This window comes from Dongia sp., from assembly GCF_041905885.1.
In the GTDB taxonomy this organism is placed as follows: domain Bacteria; phylum Pseudomonadota; class Alphaproteobacteria; order Dongiales; family Dongiaceae; genus Dongia.
Map to the genome: position 1 here is coordinate 75,931 of NZ_JAYRKD010000021.1, position 16,465 is coordinate 92,395.

A 16,465-nucleotide genomic window follows, 5' to 3' on the forward strand; every position below is an offset into this window, starting at 1 on the left:
AAATAGATAGGAGAATGCGGCGCCCGCGTCAAGAGGCGGGATGCGGCCTATTCCGGGTCGAGGTTGAAGATCGTGGCGGCGAGCGGCAGGTCGAGGAAGCGGGTGTTCCAGACCGCATAGGGCTCCATGCCCCCCTGATACCCGCACTGCACGATTGCGCCGCGGAAATCTGGTCCGAGCGCGGCGGCGAGTGCCTTGAACTTGAGCGTCTGCGTCAGTTCCACATGGTGACCCGAGCCGCCGAGATATGCATCGAGCGCTGCGAGAGTCCTTGTCCTGGCCGCTGGCGGCATGTCGCGGTCGACGATAATGCTCAATGTGGAACCCAAGCCAGGCGTCAGAGTGACACCTAGGGCGGTCCGCGCAGCCCCGCCCAGCTTCGCCACATCATCTGCGCAGATTTGCACGAAGTCTCGCGACTGGGTCGTCACGTTGGAATCCAACGCCCCCCTGAAATCCATCAGGAAGGCTTGATGCTGATCGGTGGCGTAGACCGCAATATGGTGCTCCGCATGCGGTTCGCCGAGCTTTCCCGTCGAGACGAAGATCGAATACCGGCTGACCGGCTCTTCGCTCTCCTTGGTGACCCTCCATTTCCGGTGATTGCCCTCGTCATCCCAGGCTTCGCCGCCGGTCTTGAGGGTCTCCTCGATGCCGCGGGAGAGCGTGAAGCCGCCAACAGAGAAGTCCTCCGCTTGCGCGCTTTCGGCCGAGCAGAGAACGCAGGCCGCAAGCGCCAGCAGCGCGGCCTTCATTCCCCCGCCGCCTGCATATCCTCCAGGCCGGGCTCGACCGGCTCGGGCTCCGGCGTGCGCATGGTGACGAACTCCTCAGCGGCGGTGGGATGGAGCGCCACCGTCTGGTCGAACTGGGCCTTGGTGGCGCCCATCTTCACGGCGATGGCGATCGACTGGATGATCTCCGCCGCATCGGCGCCGACCATGTGCACGCCGAGCACGACCTGGCTGGCGCGATCGACCACCAGCTTCATGAACACCCGCTCGGTCGAGCCGGAGAGCGTCGCCTTGAGCGGCTTGAAATTGGTCTTGTAGATGTCGAGCCGGCGGCCTTCGCTGCGTGCCGCCACCTCGCTCATGCCGACCGTCGCGACCTGCGGCTGGCAGAACACCGCGTGGGCCACGTTGCTGTGATCCATCGCCCAGGGCTTGCCGCCGAAGACGGTGTCGACAAAGGCCATGGCCTCCTTGATCGCGACCGGCGTCAAAGCGAGCCGGTCGGTGCAGTCGCCGATCGCATAGATGTTCTCGATCGAGGTCCGGGAATGGCCGTCGACCCGGATGATGCCCTTCTTGTCGACGTCGACGCCGGCCGCCTCGAGGCCGAGCCCCTCGGTGTTCGGAACCCGGCCGGTGGCATAGAGGACCTGATCGACGTCCAGGCTCTCGCCGCCCTTCAGCTTCAGGCGCAGATGCGTCCCCGCCGGCTCGATCGCCTCGACATCGCTGTTGGTGCGCAGATCGACGCCCTTCTTCCTGATCTCCTCGGTCACGAAGGCGCGGACGTCGCCGTCGAAGCCGCGCAGGAGCGGCGCGCCGCGATAGAGGAGATGGGTCTTGGCGCCGAGCCCGTTGAAGATGCCGGCAAACTCCGCGGCGATGTAGCCGCCGCCGACCACCGCGACCCGCTTCGGCAGGTGCGGCAGATGGAAGGCCTCGTTCGAGGTGATGGAATGCTCGATGCCCGGAATCCGCGGCCGCTCCGGCTTGCCGCCGGTGGCGAGCAGGATGGTCTTGGCCCGGACCTGGCGGCCGTCGAGCTCGATCGTGTGCCGATCGACCAGGCGGGCATGGGCCTCGATCACCTCGACCTTGGCCTTGGTCAGGAGCTCGACATAGATCCGGCTCAGCCGCGCGATCTCCTTGTCCTTGTTCTCGATCAGCTTGGGCCAGCTGAACTGCGCCTCCGGGATGGTCCAGCCGAAGCCGGCGGCGTCGGCGATCTCATCATGGACATGGGATGCGTAGACCAGCAGCTTCTTCGGGACGCAGCCGCGGATGACGCAGGTGCCGCCCCAGCGGTATTCCTCGGCGATCCCGACCTTGGCGCCGTAGCCCGACGCCATGCGCGCCGCGCGAACGCCGCCGGAGCCGCCGCCGATCACAAACAGGTCATAGTCATAGAGCGCCATAGGCCCAGTCCTCGTACCGCTTACGGGGAAATGTAGGCGCGGCTAGAGGATCCGGCAATGCTCCGGGTCGATGGCCACGCCCACGGTCTCGCCGAGGCCGCGGACCTTCTCATGCAGGGAGGAGAGCGCCCGCAGCCGCTGGCCGCCCTGGAGCTCCACCTCGTAGCGGGCCAGCGCGCCGAGATAATCGACGTCGATGATCCGGCCGGCCAGCGCGCCGATCTGCGGCGAGCCCAGCACCACCTTCTCGGCGCGGACCACGACCTTGACCGTGTCGCCGGCATGGACTTGGCGGGTCGCGCCGCCGCCGACCCGCAACATCGAGCCGTCGGCAAGCCGCGCCTGGATCGTGCCGCCTTCGCCGCCCGCCACGGTCGCGGTGAGAAAATTGGCGTTGCCGAGGAAGTTGGCGACGAACTCGCTCTGCGGCTGCTCGTAGACCTCGGCGGGGGCGCCCATCTGCTCGATCTTGCCCTTGTTCATCACCACGACGATGTCGGACATGGCGAGCGCCTCGCCCTGGTCATGGGTGACGAAGACGGTGGCGACGCCGACCCGGCGCTGGATGTTCTTCAGTTCGACCCGCATCTCCTCGCGCAGGTTGGCGTCGAGGGCGGAGAGCGGCTCGTCCAGGAGCAGCACGTCGGGCTCGATCACCAAGGCGCGGGCCAGCGCGATACGCTGCTGCTGGCCGCCGGAGAGCTGGCTCGGGAAGCGTTCCTCGACGCCGGGCAGCCGCACGATGTCGAGGGCCTGCTTCACCCGCCGTTCGATCTCGTCCCGGGCGACGCCACGGTATTTCAGGCCGAAGGCGACGTTGGCGAAGATCGATTTGTGCGGGAAGAGCGCGTAGTTCTGGAACACGATGCCGAGGTTGCGCTTGTGGATCGCGACCTCGTTCATCCGTTTTCCGTTGATCCGGACCTCGCCGGCATCCGGCGTCTCCAGCCCGGCGATCATGCGCAAGGTCGTGGTCTTGCCGCAGCCCGAAGGCCCGAGCAGGGTCACGAAGGCGCCCTTCGGCACATCGAGATCGATGTCATCGACGGCGAGGACCGCATTGCCGAAGCGGCGGGTGACGTTGCTGAGTTCGACGGCGTTCATCTTCGATCGGTCCGTATGGTGCTTAGGATCGGCCGGTCGCCGCACAGCGGCGGCGACCGGCGACCTCTCGAAAGCGGAAGGAGCTTACGCGCCCTTCTTCACCCGCTCCCACTCCTTCTTGTAGGCATCCTGGTTGTCGTACCAGTATTTCGCCTTCTCCCAGACATAGCCCTCGAACTTGCCGGTGTCGTCATAGGCCGGCAGCTTCTTGACCTTGTCGGTCATCGGCACCTTGGTGGGATCGAGCGACGAGGGATAGTTCTGGCCCTCGGCGATGGCGATCGACACCTTCGGCTCGATGCAGAAGTTCAAGAGCTGCTCGGCTTCCGCCATCGGGCTGCCCTTCAGCACATAGAGGCCTTCCAGCCAGGCGAAGCCGACATCGGCGAGGAAGCCGATGTCGTGGCCGTCCTGCTGCAGGGCGGCGACACGGCCCGACCAGCCGTCGGAGAGGATGATCTCCTCCTTGGCCATCAGGTCGATGAACTCCTGGCCGGAGTTCCAGTATTTCAGCACCAGCTCGCGCTGCTTGCGGAGGTCGTCCCAGATCGCGTTGATGTCGGTCGCGGCCTGCGGGTCCTGGCCGAGATGCAGGCTGGACATCCAGACGCGGGTCTGGAAGCTGTCGTAGAGCGCCATCTTGCCCTTGTACTTCTCGTCGAACTGCAGCTTGACGCCCTGCGCCTTCGCCTCTTCGTCGGAGATGTACTTGCGGTTATAGGCAAGGCCGGTGACACCATAGTCGAACGGCACGGCGTAGAGCTTGCCCTCGGATTCCGAACGGAAGGCCTCGAGCGTCGCCGGCAGGACCAGATTGAGGTTCGGGATGTTGGCCTCGTTGATCGCCTCGCCGAAGCCCGCCTTGCAGAAGCGCGCGTAGTCGTAGACCCCGCTGACCAGGAAGATGTTGTAGTCGCCGGGCTGGGCCGCCTTCACCAGGGAGAGGAATTCCTCGGTGTCGCCGAACTCGCCCTCGACCACCTTGATGCCGGTTTTCTCGGTGAACGGAGGGAAGGCGTAGTTGTGGAAGGCTTCCGAGACGATGCCGCCCCAGCCGTCGAAGCGGATGCTCTCCACTGCAGCCAATGCGCTGCGGCTGAAGCTGGCAACCGGCAGGCCGACCACGCCAACCGCGGCCGCCATGCCGCTGATGATCTTCAGAAGCGTGCGGCGATCGACGTCGCCGCTCTGATAGGCTTCCAGCAGGCGGTCATATTTCTTGCTGTCTCCGAAACTCATCATTCCCTCCATTGACCGCGGATCGGCACCATGCCGTCCGCTCCTTCTTTATCGAACTCGGCTCAATCTGCGGATCATGAAGCCGCCGACCAGCGGTAGCGCGATGGTGATGACGATCATCACCGCGCCCAATGCGTTGATTTCCGGGCTGATCGAGGTCCGCAGCATGGCGAAGATCTTGGTCGGCACCGTCTCGATGCCCGGCTTCTTCCAGAACAAGGTCGCGGTGATGTTGTCGAAGGACAGGGTCGCCGCAAACAGGAAGCCGCCGATCACCGCGGGCGCGATCAGCGGCAGGGTGATCGCGGTGAAGGTCTGGATGCGGTTGGCGCCGAGGCTCAAGGCCGCCTCCTCGTAATGCTGGCGCAAGCCCACCAGCCGGGCCTGCACCACCAGCACCACATAGGGCAGCGAGAGCACCGTGTGGCCGACCAGCAGCACCAGGAAGCTGCGCGGCATGCTGAGGAATTTCAGGAACATCAGCAGTGCCACGCCCAGCACCACTTCGGGCATCAGCAGCGGCAGGCTGAGAATGTTGTTGATCAACGCCTTGCCGCGGAAGCTGTAGCGGATCAGCGCCAGGGCCGCCATGACGCCGATCAGGGTCGCCAGCAGCGAGGACGTGCCAGCCAGGATCAGCGAGGTCTTGAAGGCATCGACGATCGACTGGTTCTCGGAGAGTTTCGCGAACCATTGCAGGCTGAAGCCTTCCATCGGGAAGGAGCCGCTGCGGGACGAATTGAAGGCCAGCAGGATGACGACGACGATCGGCGCGAACATGAAGATGTAGACGCAGAGCGTCACCAGGCGGAGCGCGTTCCAGCCCAGGCCCTGCCGCTCGCTCACCCCAGTGCCGCTCATTTCGCGAAGCTCCGGTAGATGTCGGAGAGACTCATGAAGCGGTTGTAGACGGCCACCACGATGGCAAGCGAGATCAGCAGGATCAGCGACAGCACCGATCCGGTCGGCCAGTCCAGCTGGCCGATCACCACGTCGTAGATCTGCTCGGAGTAGAACAGGGTGTCGGTGCCGCCCAGCAGCCGCGGGGTGACGAAGCTGCCGGCCGCCAGCACGAAGCAGAGCAGGCTGCCGGCGCCGAGGCCCGGCAGCGACAGCGGCAGGGTCACCTCGCGGAAGGTCTGCCAGGCGGTGCAGCCGAGCGTGCGCGCCGCGGATTCAAGATTCCGGTCGATGCCGTCCAGGCTGACATAGACGTTGATGATCATGTAGGGGAGCAGGAAGTAGGCGAGCCCCATGATCACCGAGAAATCGTTGTAGAGCAGCTTCATCGGCTCGTCGATGACGCCGGTCGCCATCAACACCGAGTTCACGAAGCCGTTCTTCCCCAGCACATTGATCCAGGCGAAGGTGCGGATGATGTAGGAGATCCAGAACGGCAGGAACAACAGGAACAGCAGCAGCGCCTTGTTGTTGAAGCGGCAGCGGGCCAGGAAATAGGCGGCCGGATAGCCGACCAGGATGCAGATCAGCGTGGTCACCGCCGAGGTGATGAAGGTCTCGCGCAAGGCCAGCCAGTAGAAGCCGTCGGTGAGCACCGATTGCCAGTTGGCGAACTGGAAGGCCGGGATGTCCTGGCCGTTGTCGGCCCTGAGCCAGAAGGAATAGGCGAAGATGAACAGGATCGGCGCGATCAGGAATAGGGCGAGCGAAAGCAGCGCCGGCGACAGCAGCAGATAAGGCCGATGTTCCGCCTTGACCAAGACGCCCGATGCTCCCTGCGGTCGGCCGTCGTTGCGGCCGGTTGCTTCGCGCCAGCCTGAATGGCTGATTCTGACCCGCGGAAGTCTAGGCGGTCAGAAAATGGAAATCAATTGACTGGGTTTTAGAAAACTGGCGAGACTGAGTCGTTCCACCCTTGATCGGGACCCATGAGCAGTTCGGTTCGACAGCGCCTGACCGCCAGCCTTGCCGAAGCCACCAAGGCGGAAAAGGCGGTCGCCAGCTATATGCTGGCGAACCTCTCCGCCCTGCCCTTCGAGACCTCGGCCACGGTCGCGGAGAAGACCGGGGTCAGCGAGCCGATGGTCGGGCGTTTCTGTCGCAGCCTGGGCTACCGGCATTTCAAGGACCTGAAGGCGGATCTGAAGGCCGATATCGGCGACGCCCCCTGGCTGATCGGCGACCGGCTGAAGGATTTCCGCGCCCGCAGCGGTCGCCGCGCCGACGCGCTTGCCCGAGGGCTGGAGCTGGAGATCGCAGCCCTGGTCAGCGTCTATGAGACGGCGCAAACCAAGGAATGGAAGCGGGTGGTGAAACGGCTGGCCCGGGTCTCCCGGGTCCATGTCGCCGGCTTCCAGACCGAGCGCGGGATCGCCCAGTTCTTCTGCAACCAGCTGCAATACCTGCGGCCCGGTGTGCAATTGGTGGACCTGGCCGGCGGCAATTTCGTCGATGTGCTGCTGGAGGCGCCAAAGGACAATGCCCTGGTGCTGTTCGAGGCCCGGCGCTATTCCCGCCTCGCGCTGGACTTGGCACAGGAGGCGCGGCGGGCCAAGATCCCGACCACGCTGATCACCGACATCTATTGCAACTGGGGCCACGAGGTCGTGGACGAGATGTTCGTGATCCCGACCGAGTTCAACATGTTCTGGGAATCGACCGCGCAGATGGCGAGCTTCAGCAACCTGCTGATCAACGAGATCTTCAAGGAACTGGGTCCCGCGGTGGAGAAGCGCATGGCGGAAGTCTCCGGCCTCTACGGCCGCTTCATCGGCCATGTCGGCGGCCCGGCCGATGCCAATGGCGGCCTGAAGTGAACGCCGCCTCGAAGCGTGGCGGCCTGCCCTTCGCCCGGATGCATGGCTGCGGCAACGACTTCGTGGTGATCGACGACCGCGCCGGCCTCTGGCACACGCGGCGCGAGGACCTGGCGCGGGAAATCTGCGACCGGCGCAAGGGCCTGGGCGGCGACGGGCTGATCCTGATCCAGCCGGGCCTGGATGGCGCCGATTTCCGCATGACCTATGTGAACCGCACCGGCATGGACGGCGAGATGTGCGGCAACGGCGCCCGCTGCACCGTGCTGCGCGCCGCGCAGCTCGGCCTGATGCGCGGCGCCGGCACGATGGCGACCGATGCCGGGCCGATCCGGGCGACGCTCGAGGGTGCGATCGTCACCCTGCAGATGACCCCGCCGGTCGATGAACGGGCCCCGCTCTCGATCGAGATTGGCGGCCAGGGTTTCGAGTGTTTCAGCATCGATACCGGCGTGCCGCATACCGTGATCTTCCTGGAGAGCGAGGCGGCGCTGGAAAAGCTGGATGTCGACGGGGTCGGGCGCGCGCTGCGCCATCACGCGGCATTTGCGCCGCGCGGGGTGAACGCCAATTTCGCGCTGCGGCGGGCCGACGGCAGTTTCCGGATGCGGACCTATGAGCGCGGCGTCGAGATGGAGACCTTGGCCTGCGGGACCGGTGCGGTCGCCGTCGGGCTGATGGCGCATCGCAAGTTCGGCAGCGCCGCGCCGGTGCTGATCCACCCGACCGGCGGCGGGTTGCTGCGGATCGGCTTCCGCGCCGCGGCGCGCGAGTTCACCGAAGTCACCCTGGCCGGGCCGGCGGAGCTGATCGCCGAGGGCGAGATTTCAGACGCCTGGCTGGCGGCGCACGGCCTTACCGCGGCTTTAGCCTAGTGATCTCGCGCCAGCGGGCGTAGAACAGGAACATCGCGAAGGCGAGCTCGATCGCAATCGGCACGAAGTCGGTGCCGAAATTGCCGGTCGCGATCGGGACCACGACGGACAGCAGATGCGGCGCGCCGGTCACCCAGAGGATCGCCGCCAGCGGCCAGTAGGCCAGCGCGAGATAGATGATGCCGGCGACGTCGGCCTTGGCCCGCCAGGGGCTGCAGCTGAACCAGAGCATGACCAGCAGGTCGCGCAGCACGAACAGCAGGGTCAGCACCATCGAGGTCGACAGATGCTGCGGCACCATCATGGCCATCTGCAAGGCCGGGGGCGCATTGTCGGGGACGGTGCCGACGTCGATGTCGCCCGGCAGGCTGAGCGCCAGCACGATGCCCACGACCGCCGCGAAGACATAGCTGATCAGCCACCAGGGGATGGCGGCGAAGGTTTCCGGCCAGTTGCGGTCTCTGACCGCCTGCAGCGCCCAGCGATAGCGCACCGGATCGCGATGATCCGCGAAGAAGGCCGCATAGGTCAGCACCACCAGGGCGAGGAAGGCATAGCCGAGCTGCGGCGCCGGCGGGAATCCGGCGACGAAGAGCAGGACGAAGACGATGAACAGGGTCCAGATCCAGGGCTGGCTGCGATACTGCAGCTCGTTGCGCATCAGCCGATAGGCGCCCAGCACCGCCCAGGCGCAGGCGATGCCGAGTACGGCGATGCTGAAGAGCTCGGCCGGGTATTCCTGGCCGTACCAGGTGACGGTGCCGCCCATCCAGACCGCGGCCGAGGAGAAGCGCGCCGGCGTCTGGCCGCCGAACCCGCCGTGCACGAAGAAGAAATAGAGCAGGAAGCCGCAGCTCTGGGCGAGCGTGATGGTGAGGCGCCGGTAGCGCGCCGCCTTGCGCATCAGAATGAGCGCGATGGCGAAGGCCGCGGCTTGGGCCATCAAGCCGCCGACCGCCACGTTGAAGATCACCTCGAAGGGCGGCCGGCCGATGCCGCCCAGCGCCTCGATCCGGTTGCTGGTCCAGAGCACGACCAGCACCGCGATCGCAGCGCAGTACCAGTTGAAGGCGGTGCTACCCAAGAGCTTGCCCCAGGTCATCTGCCAGGCACCCAGGCCGGACATGCGCTGGCTGTCCCAGGTGCCGCCGCTCACCTCCTCGGCCAGCGAGTCCGCGGCGCGGCGGGTGCCGAGCAGGCCGATGATGACGCCGCCGCCGATCAGCTCGGCGGCATTCTGCAGCCAGCGATAATCGTGGTCGGAGATCAGCAGATAGCCGTAGCAGGCGATGACGGTGAGCAAAGGCGCCGCCAGCAGGCGGGTCCAGGTGAACTGCACCCAGACATTGCGGCGAAACTCCGGATTGATCCTCATTTGGAAGGACTGATGGCGGACCGGCCGCCGGCCGCGCGCATCCGCGCCAGATAGGCATCCTGCAAGCCCGGCCGTTCGGCGCTGAACTCGACCACCGGCAAGCCGGCCTCGACCAGGCCTTTCAGCAGCGCCTGGCGCGTGGTTGCGCCGCCGTTGGTCGACAGCAAGGCCGAGCGATCATCGGCGCGCTCGACCACGATGCCGGGCACGGCGTTCAAGACCAGCGGCAGCCGCGGGTCCGGCTCCGCCAAGGTGACGGCGATCCGCACGTGTTCGCCGGGGGCGTTGCCGAGGTCGTGCAGCGGCGCGTGCTCGATGATGGTGCCGTCGCGGATCATCAGGATATGGGTGGAATAGTCGTCGAGCTCGGCCAGGATGTGCGAGGAGACGATGATGGTCATGCCCTCGGCGCAGAGCGTCTTCAAAGCGCTGGCGAGGCCGATCCGCGCTTCCGGGTCGAGTCCGGAGGCCGGCTCGTCCAGCATGACGAAGACCGGGTTGTGGATGGTGGCCTGGGCGATGGCGAGGCGCTGCCGCAAGCCCCGCGAGAGCTCGCCGGCGCGCTGGCTGAGGCGGTCGGTGAGCTCCATGCGCGCGGCGGCGAGATCGACGGCCTCGCATTGCTTTTCCTTGGAGACGCCTTGGGCGGCGGCGCGGTATTCCAGGCATTGCCGCACCGTCATCTCGTCATAGAGGCCGAAGAAATCCGGCAGGTAGCCCATCCGCTCGTGGGCTTCGCGCGGGCTGGCGTGAACGTCGATGTCCTGCAGGCTCACCCTGCCGGCAAACGGCCGCTCCAATCCGGAGCAGACCCGCATCAAGGTGGACTTGCCGGCGCCGTTCGGACCGACCAAAGCGGTGATTGTGCCGGGCGCAATCTGGAAGCTGACGTCGTTGAGGGCGCGGTGACCCGGATAGTCGAAGATCAGATGCTCGACGCGGATCATTTTGGAAGTCCACCCGCCGCAATAGAAATGACCGGCCCCCGTTCGAGCGGGAGGCCGGTCAGATCATAAGAGCAGCGGTCAGATGCCGCCAAGGCACATGTATTTAATCTCGAGGTAGTCGTCGATGCCGTATTTCGACCCCTCGCGGCCGAGACCGGATTCCTTGACGCCGCCGAACGGCGCCACTTCGGTCGAGATGAGGCCGGTGTTGATGCCGACCATGCCGTATTCGAGCTGCTCGGCGACGCGCCAGATGCGGCCGATGTCGCGGCTGTAGAAGTAGGAAGCGAGGCCGAACTCGGTGTCGTTCGACATCTGCACCGCCTCGGCATCGGTCTTGAATCGGAACAGCGGGGCGACCGGGCCGAAGGTCTCTTCCTTCGCGACCGCCATCGCCGGGGTCACGTCGGCGAGGATGGTCGGCTCGAAGAAGGTGCCGCCGAGCGCATGCCGCTTGCCGCCGGCGATGATGCGGGCACCCTTCTTCACCGCATCGGCGATGTGCTCCTCGACCTTGGCCACGGCCTTGTCGTCGATCAACGGGCCCTGCTGGGTCTCGCCCTTCAAGCCGTCGCCGACCTTCAGCTTCGCGACCGCGGCCGCGAGCTTGGCGGCGAAGGCGTCATAGACGCCGTCCTGGACCAGGAGGCGGTTGGCGCAGACGCAGGTCTGGCCGGTGTTGCGGTACTTGGAGGCGATGGCGCCTTCGACCGCCGCATCGAGATCGGCGTCGTCGAACACGATGAAGGGCGCGTTACCGCCGAGCTCCATCGAGGCCTTCTTCACCGTGCCGGCGCATTGCTGCAGCAGCAGCTTGCCGATCTCGGTCGAGCCGGTGAAGGTCAGCTTGCGCACGATCGGGTTCGAGGTCATCTCGCCGCCGATCTCCCGCGCCGAGCCGGTCAGCACGTTGAAGATGCCGGCCGGGATACCCGCGCGTTCGGCGAGCACCGCCATGGCCAGCGCCGAATACGGCGTCTGGGTCGCGGGCTTGATCACGATCGGGCAACCGGCGGCCATCGCCGGGCCGGCCTTGCGGGCGATCATCGCGCTCGGGAAGTTCCAGGGCGTGATCGCCGCGACCACGCCGATCGGCTCCTTCTGCACGACGATGCGCTTGTCGGCGGCCCAGGTCGGGATCACGTCGCCATAGGTGCGCTTGCCCTCTTCCGCGAACCACTCGATGAAGGACGCGGAATAGGCGACCTCGCCCTTGCTCTCCGCGAGCGGCTTGCCCTGCTCCGCCGTCATCAGCATGGCCAGGTCGTCCTGGTTCTCCATCATCAAGGTGAAGAGCTTGCGCAGGACGACCGCGCGCTCCTTGCCGGTCTTCTTGCGCCAGGCGCCCCAGGCGGCATTGGCCGCCTCGATCGCGCGCTTGGTTTCCGCCGTGCCCATGTTCGGGATGGTGCCGAGGGTCTCGCCGGTCGCGGGATTGGTGACCGCAACGGTCTCGCCGGAATCCGCATCGACCCACTTGCCGTCGATGTAGCACTGCTCGCGGAACAGCGACTTGTCCTTGAGCGGGAGAGAAGCCGCAGTCGGCGCCTTGGCGGCAGCTTGCGACATGAGAAGACCTCGGTCGGTTGTTGGAAAGCGCGGAGTATACGCCCGGGCAGACGAAATGCAACGCGGGTGCAGATCGGCTTTTATCATTCAATATCAGATAGATAGACTATTCGAGGCCGCATTCAACCGTCGCCGCCGCGAGGGCGGATCTGCGGCTGAAGCAGAGGCGGTACGCCAGCACCAACGCGGCCGGCGCGGCGCTGTTCCGGCGATTCGTTACGCCGCGAGTGCAGCTGCGGCGGTGAAGCCGGAGCGGATGGCGCCTTCGATGGTCGCCGGCCAGCCGGTGTCGGTCCAGTCGCCGGCGAGGACGAGATTGCGCCAGCGGGTGCGCGCCTTCGGCCGGCGCAGCAATTGCGCCGGCGTGCAGGCGAAGGTCGCGCGCTTCTCCTTCACCACGCGGTGCGCCGGCAGCTTGGCGGGGTCGAGGCCATAGGCCTGGGCAATGTCTTTCCAGAGAGCCGCGGCGAGGACTTCGGCGTCGCGGTCGACAAGACGATCGGCGGCGCTGGTCGTGGTCGAGATCACGCCGGGTTTCAGGAAGATCCAATCCGCCGTGCCGTTGACCAAGCCGAGGAAGCTGTAGGCCTGCCCCGGCAGAGTCTCGACTTTGAAATGCGAGTTGACGATGGCGCGAAACGCATCCGGCGGGTCGAGTGCGGGGATCAGGTCCTTGGCGACCGGCGCGGTGATGGCGAGGACGACGCTGTCCTCGGCGTCGAGCGCCAGCTCGCCGCGGCCGAAATCGAGTGCTGCGACCCGCTCGCCCTCGAAGCGCAGCGACCGCAAGCGCTGGCCGAAGCGCAAGCTGCCGCCCTTGGCCTGGATCACCGCCAAAGCGGGATCGACTAGGCTCTCGCTCAGGCCCTCCTTCGGGTAAAGCGGATGCAGGCCGGCACCACCACGGCCGAAGGTCTCGGCGAAGATCATGCCGAGCAAGCGCGCCGAGGCCTGCTCAACCTCGGTGTTGAGGGCGGCCACGGCCAGCGGCACCCAGAGCCGCTCGTAGATCACGCGGCGCGCGTCCAGGGTCTGGCTGATGGTGGCGGTCGCGGCGGCGCGGGTGAGCTTCAGCGCGTCGAGATAATCCAGCGCGCTGGTGCCGGCGACGCGGCGGCCGGCGACGAACAGCCACCAGGGCACGCGGCCTTCAGTCGGCCGCACCGACCAGCGTTCCTGTGATTTCAGATCCAGGAAGGGAAAGGCGGCGATGTCGGCGGTGACGAAGGTCGCGGCGGCGTTGGTCTCGGCGATATAGGCCATGGCGGCGGTGTTGCCGCTGACCAGGAGGTGATTGCCGTTGTCGAGGCGGCAGCCCAGCGTCTCGTCGAAGTAGGAGCGGCAGCGGCCGCCTGCCTGGCCTGCGGCGTCGTAGAGTGCCACCTTGCGGCCAGTCTGCGCCAGCCGCACGGAGGCCGCGAGGCCCGCCATGCCGGCCCCGATCACATGGACCGTAGCGCTCATCGTCACAGGAATCCGTAGCGGAAGGCCAACCAGAGCTTCTGCCATTTCGGCAGCTTCACCGGTTCATCCGGCTTGCGCCAGTCGGCCTTGATCAGGCGTTTCAGGATCGCGCGATAGACCGCACCCATGATCGCCGCCGGGCGCATCGGCCCCTTGGCGCAGCGATCCATCGCGCTGCGCGCCTTGGAATAGTGGTCCAGCGCCAGGATCGCGACGTCGCGGCAGACCTTCTTCAGCTTCGGGTGCCGAACCACCGCCATGGGATCGGCATAGGGGATGCCGTGCTGCTCCAACAGCTCCTTCGGCAAATAGAGCCGGCCGCGCTCGCCGTCCTCGACCAGGTCGCGCAGGATGTTGGTGAGCTGCAGCGCACGGCCCAAATGATGCGCGACCTCATCGGCTTCCGGCTCGGTGCAGCCGAAGGCCCGCACCGAGAGATGGCCAACCGCACTGGCGACGCGGTCGCAGTAGAGATCGAGGGTGGCGAGATCGGGGGCGACGATGGTGGTCTCGGCATCCATCTGCATGCCGTCGATCACCGCCAGGAAATCCTGCTTGCGCAAGCCGAAGGTCTTGACCGGGGTCAGCAGCGCCTGCGCGATCGGCTTCTGCGGTGCGCCGGCGTAGATGCGGTCGACCTCGGCGCGCCATTCCTCGAGCCCGGCGCGCTTGGCCTCCAGCGAGCCGCCTTCGTCGGCGATATCGTCGACTTCGCGGCAGAAGGCGTAGATCGCGTACATGGCGTTGCGCCGCTCGGCGGGCAGCAGGCGCATTGCCGAGTAGAACGAGGTGCCACTGGCCTGGACCTTGGCGGCGATCGCGGATTGCAACTGGTTCAAAGCCATGTCCGTCACGACGCAGCCCCGCGCGGCTTCCTGCGGAGGCCGACCATGATCGCCCAGCCGATCCCCTCCAGCCCGGAGAACAGGAAGTCGCGCTTCGCCGGCTTCACCCGTTCCGCCAGCGGATCGCGCTCGCGCAGCGACGCAATCATGCGATCGGCGAGGCGCACGATGGTGGCGCTTTCGGCGCGCAGGCGGAAGTTCTTCAAGACATCGGGCAGTTGGCGGGCGTCGATCATCAGCTTTTCCGTCTCATCGAGCAGCCGGTCGAGCGCCTTGCGCAAGCCCGGGCTGGAGATCTTGCCCCGCAGATGGCCAACATCGGCACCGGCCGCCGAGAAGTGGTCGAGCGGCGCATAGATCCGATCCATCTCCAGGAAATCGACCTGAACATCCTGCAGGTGGTTGATCACCTGCAGCGCATTGCAGAGCGCGTCCGAGGCGAACCAGCCGGCCGGATCCTCGCGGTGCAGGTCGAGCAGATACCGCCCGACGGGCGAGGCCGAGTAGCGGCAATAGGTCATGAGCTCGCCCCAGTCGGCGTAGCGCTGCTTGGTCGCATCCATCTTGAAGGCGGTCAGCAGGTCGCAGCTATGCTTGGGTGAAACAAAGGTCGCGGCGAGGCTGCGGCGGAGCGCGGCGCCTTCGGGAATGTCCTCGCGGGTTGGATCGAGCAGCACGTCCTGCATCATGGTGAGACGCCGGACCTTGTCCTCCGGTTCGAGCGCGGGATTGTCGGCGATGTCGTCTCCCATCCGCGCGAAGCGGTAGAAGGCATGGACATGCGGCCGGAGATCGGCGCGGATCAGGGCCGAGCCGACCGGGAAATTCTCGTTGCCCTTATGCTTGCCCGAGGGCGTCGCGATATCGACGGCGGCCGCGGTCATGCTTCGCCCTCAATGCCCCGAGACGCTTGCATGCGCCCTTTCCACTGCCCGCCCCGCCCGGACCAGTAGCGCAAGGCGGAGTCGATCGTTGCCGCGGTGTAGAAGGTCGCGATCGCCGGCATGGCCAGGGCCCAGAGCGCGGAGAGCCGGTGATAGCGCAGCGTAGGCTGATAGGCGAAAATCATCGCGAAGAAGCCGATCGCACCCAGGAACCGCGCCGGGCCCTCGGCGAAGAGGGCGAGCGCCAGCGGCATCACATAGGTCGCGAGCATCATGACGGTCGACACGACCAGCATCGCCGCGCTGAAGCCCAACTGGGTGAAGGCCGAGCGCGCGATCAGCATCCAGACATCTGTCCACCTGGGATAGCCGCGCAGGCTCGCGACGCCGTCGGCGAGGCCGAGCCAGATCGGGCCCTGAGCCTTGATCGCCTTGCCGAGCGCACAATCGTCGATCAGCGCGCTGCGGATGGCGGCAATACCGCCGATCGCCTTCAGGGCCGCGCGATCGACCAGCATGCAGCCGCCGGCGGCACCCGCCAGCTTGTTGCCGGGATCGCGCACCCAGGAGAAGGGGTAGAGCTTCTGGAAATAGAAGATGTAGGCCGGGATCAAGGCGCGCTCGGCCAGGGTCTCGGTCTTCAGGCGCGCCATCAGCGAGACCAACTTCAATCCGCCCTGCTCCGCCTGGCTCACCAGTTGTCGGAGGCTGGTGCGCTCATGCAGGATATCGGCGTCGGTCAGCAGCACGTACTTCGCGTCGGGCGCCAGGCGCTCGGCTTCGCTCAGGCCGCGATTAACCGCCCACATTTTGCCGGTCCAACCCGGCGCCAGGGCGGCGTTCTTCACCACGGTAAGCTTGTGATGGGTCTGCGACTTTGCGGCGGCACGTTCCGCGGCTTCGGTGGTGCCATCGGTGCTGTCGTCGTCAACCAGCACGATTTGGATCGTGGCGGCATAATCCTGCGCCAGCAGCGCCGCCATCGACTGGCCGACGACGTCCGCCTCGTTGCGCGCCGGAGTCACCACGACGACTTCCGGCCAGTCGGCTGGCGCCTGTTCCGGCGCAGGCTTCGCCGTCTCGCGCCAGAAGAAGCCGCGAAACAGCAGCAGATACGTCCAGATGCCGACCGCGACGATCGACAGGATGAAACTCAAACTCAGCATGTTCGGTCCGACAGTGGTCCCATTGGGGATCGTTGGGCGGAGTCTAATATGCCTGGCTCCAGATAGCAAAA

General features: G+C 66.1%; 15 protein-coding genes. 2 read left to right on the forward strand and 13 right to left on the reverse strand.

Annotated elements, in window-relative coordinates; genetic code table 11:
* Positions 1–47: 47 nt before the first annotated feature.
* The 6 genes from ACH2CY_RS19700 to ACH2CY_RS19725 form a co-directional block, all read right to left on the reverse strand.
* On the reverse strand, positions 48–755 hold the full coding sequence (locus ACH2CY_RS19700; protein ID WP_395021088.1) for a hypothetical protein: 708 nt from the start codon (positions 753–755) through the stop codon (positions 48–50).
* On the reverse strand, positions 752–2,149 hold the full coding sequence (gene gor / locus ACH2CY_RS19705) for a glutathione-disulfide reductase (RefSeq protein WP_395021090.1): 1,398 nt from the start codon (positions 2,147–2,149) through the stop codon (positions 752–754). Before gor ends, ACH2CY_RS19700 begins: the two co-directional genes overlap by 4 nt.
* 42 nt (positions 2,150–2,191) lie before the next feature.
* Positions 2,192–3,253, reverse strand: coding sequence for an ABC transporter ATP-binding protein (locus ACH2CY_RS19710; protein ID WP_395021091.1), 1,062 nt, complete (start codon positions 3,251–3,253; stop codon positions 2,192–2,194).
* An 84-nt stretch (positions 3,254–3,337) separates the two neighbouring features.
* Positions 3,338–4,492 carry an extracellular solute-binding protein gene (locus tag ACH2CY_RS19715; RefSeq protein ID WP_395021092.1) on the reverse strand — a complete coding sequence of 385 codons (1,155 nt, stop codon included), beginning with the start codon at positions 4,490–4,492 and terminating at the stop codon, positions 3,338–3,340.
* A gap of 48 nt (positions 4,493–4,540) precedes the next feature.
* Entirely contained in the window at positions 4,541–5,353 is an 813-nt protein-coding gene (locus ACH2CY_RS19720; protein WP_395021093.1) for an ABC transporter permease, read from the reverse strand.
* Complete coding sequence (locus ACH2CY_RS19725; RefSeq protein WP_395021094.1) at positions 5,350–6,213, reverse strand: ABC transporter permease; 864 nt, start codon at positions 6,211–6,213, stop codon at positions 5,350–5,352. Before ACH2CY_RS19725 ends, ACH2CY_RS19720 begins: the two co-directional genes overlap by 4 nt.
* A 168-nt stretch (positions 6,214–6,381) precedes the next feature.
* Between ACH2CY_RS19725 and ACH2CY_RS19730 the strand changes: the two genes are divergently transcribed.
* Both ACH2CY_RS19730 and dapF read left to right on the forward strand, forming a co-directional pair.
* Complete coding sequence (locus tag ACH2CY_RS19730; protein ID WP_395021095.1) at positions 6,382–7,269, forward strand: MurR/RpiR family transcriptional regulator; 888 nt, start codon at positions 6,382–6,384, stop codon at positions 7,267–7,269.
* Complete coding sequence (gene dapF / locus ACH2CY_RS19735; RefSeq protein ID WP_395021097.1) at positions 7,266–8,144, forward strand: diaminopimelate epimerase; 879 nt, start codon at positions 7,266–7,268, stop codon at positions 8,142–8,144. The genes ACH2CY_RS19730 and dapF overlap by 4 nt, the downstream gene beginning before the upstream one ends.
* Here the strand turns inward: dapF and ACH2CY_RS19740 are convergent.
* The 7 genes from ACH2CY_RS19740 to ACH2CY_RS19770 form a co-directional block, all read right to left on the reverse strand.
* Positions 8,125–9,519 carry a hypothetical protein gene (locus tag ACH2CY_RS19740; RefSeq protein ID WP_395021098.1) on the reverse strand — a complete coding sequence of 465 codons (1,395 nt, stop codon included), beginning with the start codon at positions 9,517–9,519 and terminating at the stop codon, positions 8,125–8,127. The genes dapF and ACH2CY_RS19740 overlap by 20 nt on opposite strands.
* Complete coding sequence (locus tag ACH2CY_RS19745) at positions 9,516–10,466, reverse strand: ABC transporter ATP-binding protein (protein WP_395021099.1); 951 nt, start codon at positions 10,464–10,466, stop codon at positions 9,516–9,518. Before ACH2CY_RS19745 ends, ACH2CY_RS19740 begins: the two co-directional genes overlap by 4 nt.
* 78 nt (positions 10,467–10,544) lie before the next feature.
* Positions 10,545–12,035: an NADP-dependent succinate-semialdehyde dehydrogenase gene (gabD, locus tag ACH2CY_RS19750; RefSeq protein WP_395021100.1), complete on the reverse strand. Its 1,491-nt coding sequence runs from the start codon at positions 12,033–12,035 to the stop codon at positions 10,545–10,547.
* Positions 12,036–12,251: 216 nt separating this feature from the next.
* Positions 12,252–13,499 carry a hydroxysqualene dehydroxylase HpnE gene (hpnE, locus tag ACH2CY_RS19755; RefSeq protein WP_395021102.1) on the reverse strand — a complete coding sequence of 416 codons (1,248 nt, stop codon included), beginning with the start codon at positions 13,497–13,499 and terminating at the stop codon, positions 12,252–12,254.
* Positions 13,500–13,501: 2 nt separating this feature from the next.
* A complete protein-coding gene (gene hpnD, locus ACH2CY_RS19760) occupies positions 13,502–14,344 on the reverse strand; it encodes a presqualene diphosphate synthase HpnD (RefSeq protein ID WP_395021118.1) in 843 nt (280 codons plus the stop codon).
* Positions 14,345–14,349: 5 nt separating this feature from the next.
* On the reverse strand, positions 14,350–15,228 hold the full coding sequence (locus tag ACH2CY_RS19765; RefSeq protein WP_395021103.1) for a squalene/phytoene synthase family protein: 879 nt from the start codon (positions 15,226–15,228) through the stop codon (positions 14,350–14,352).
* Positions 15,225–16,394 (reverse strand): glycosyltransferase, encoded by a 1,170-nt coding sequence (locus tag ACH2CY_RS19770; protein ID WP_395021104.1) that lies wholly within the window; start codon positions 16,392–16,394, stop codon positions 15,225–15,227. The genes ACH2CY_RS19765 and ACH2CY_RS19770 overlap by 4 nt, the downstream gene beginning before the upstream one ends.
* Positions 16,395–16,465: the final 71 nt, after the last annotated feature.

Bases quoted from the DNA above. Each gene is read 5' to 3' on its own strand.
- gor (WP_395021090.1), bottom strand. From the start codon at position 2,149: ATGGCGCTCTATGACTATGACCTGTTTGTGATCGGCGGCGGCTCCGGC.
- ACH2CY_RS19770 (WP_395021104.1), bottom strand. From the start codon at position 16,394: ATGCTGAGTTTGAGTTTCATCCTGTCGATCGTCGCGGTCGGCATCTGG.
- ACH2CY_RS19700 (WP_395021088.1), bottom strand. From the start codon at position 755: ATGAAGGCCGCGCTGCTGGCGCTTGCGGCCTGCGTTCTCTGCTCGGCC.
- ACH2CY_RS19710 (WP_395021091.1), bottom strand. From the start codon at position 3,253: ATGAACGCCGTCGAACTCAGCAACGTCACCCGCCGCTTCGGCAATGCG.
- hpnD (WP_395021118.1), bottom strand. From the start codon at position 14,344: ATGGCTTTGAACCAGTTGCAATCCGCGATCGCCGCCAAGGTCCAGGCC.
- ACH2CY_RS19715 (WP_395021092.1), bottom strand. From the start codon at position 4,492: ATGAGTTTCGGAGACAGCAAGAAATATGACCGCCTGCTGGAAGCCTAT.
- ACH2CY_RS19720 (WP_395021093.1), bottom strand. From the start codon at position 5,353: ATGAGCGGCACTGGGGTGAGCGAGCGGCAGGGCCTGGGCTGGAACGCG.
- gabD (WP_395021100.1), bottom strand. From the start codon at position 12,035: ATGTCGCAAGCTGCCGCCAAGGCGCCGACTGCGGCTTCTCTCCCGCTC.
- hpnE (WP_395021102.1), bottom strand. From the start codon at position 13,499: ATGAGCGCTACGGTCCATGTGATCGGGGCCGGCATGGCGGGCCTCGCG.
- ACH2CY_RS19740 (WP_395021098.1), bottom strand. From the start codon at position 9,519: ATGAGGATCAATCCGGAGTTTCGCCGCAATGTCTGGGTGCAGTTCACC.
- ACH2CY_RS19730 (WP_395021095.1), top strand. From the start codon at position 6,382: ATGAGCAGTTCGGTTCGACAGCGCCTGACCGCCAGCCTTGCCGAAGCC.
- ACH2CY_RS19745 (WP_395021099.1), bottom strand. From the start codon at position 10,466: ATGATCCGCGTCGAGCATCTGATCTTCGACTATCCGGGTCACCGCGCC.
- ACH2CY_RS19765 (WP_395021103.1), bottom strand. From the start codon at position 15,228: ATGACCGCGGCCGCCGTCGATATCGCGACGCCCTCGGGCAAGCATAAG.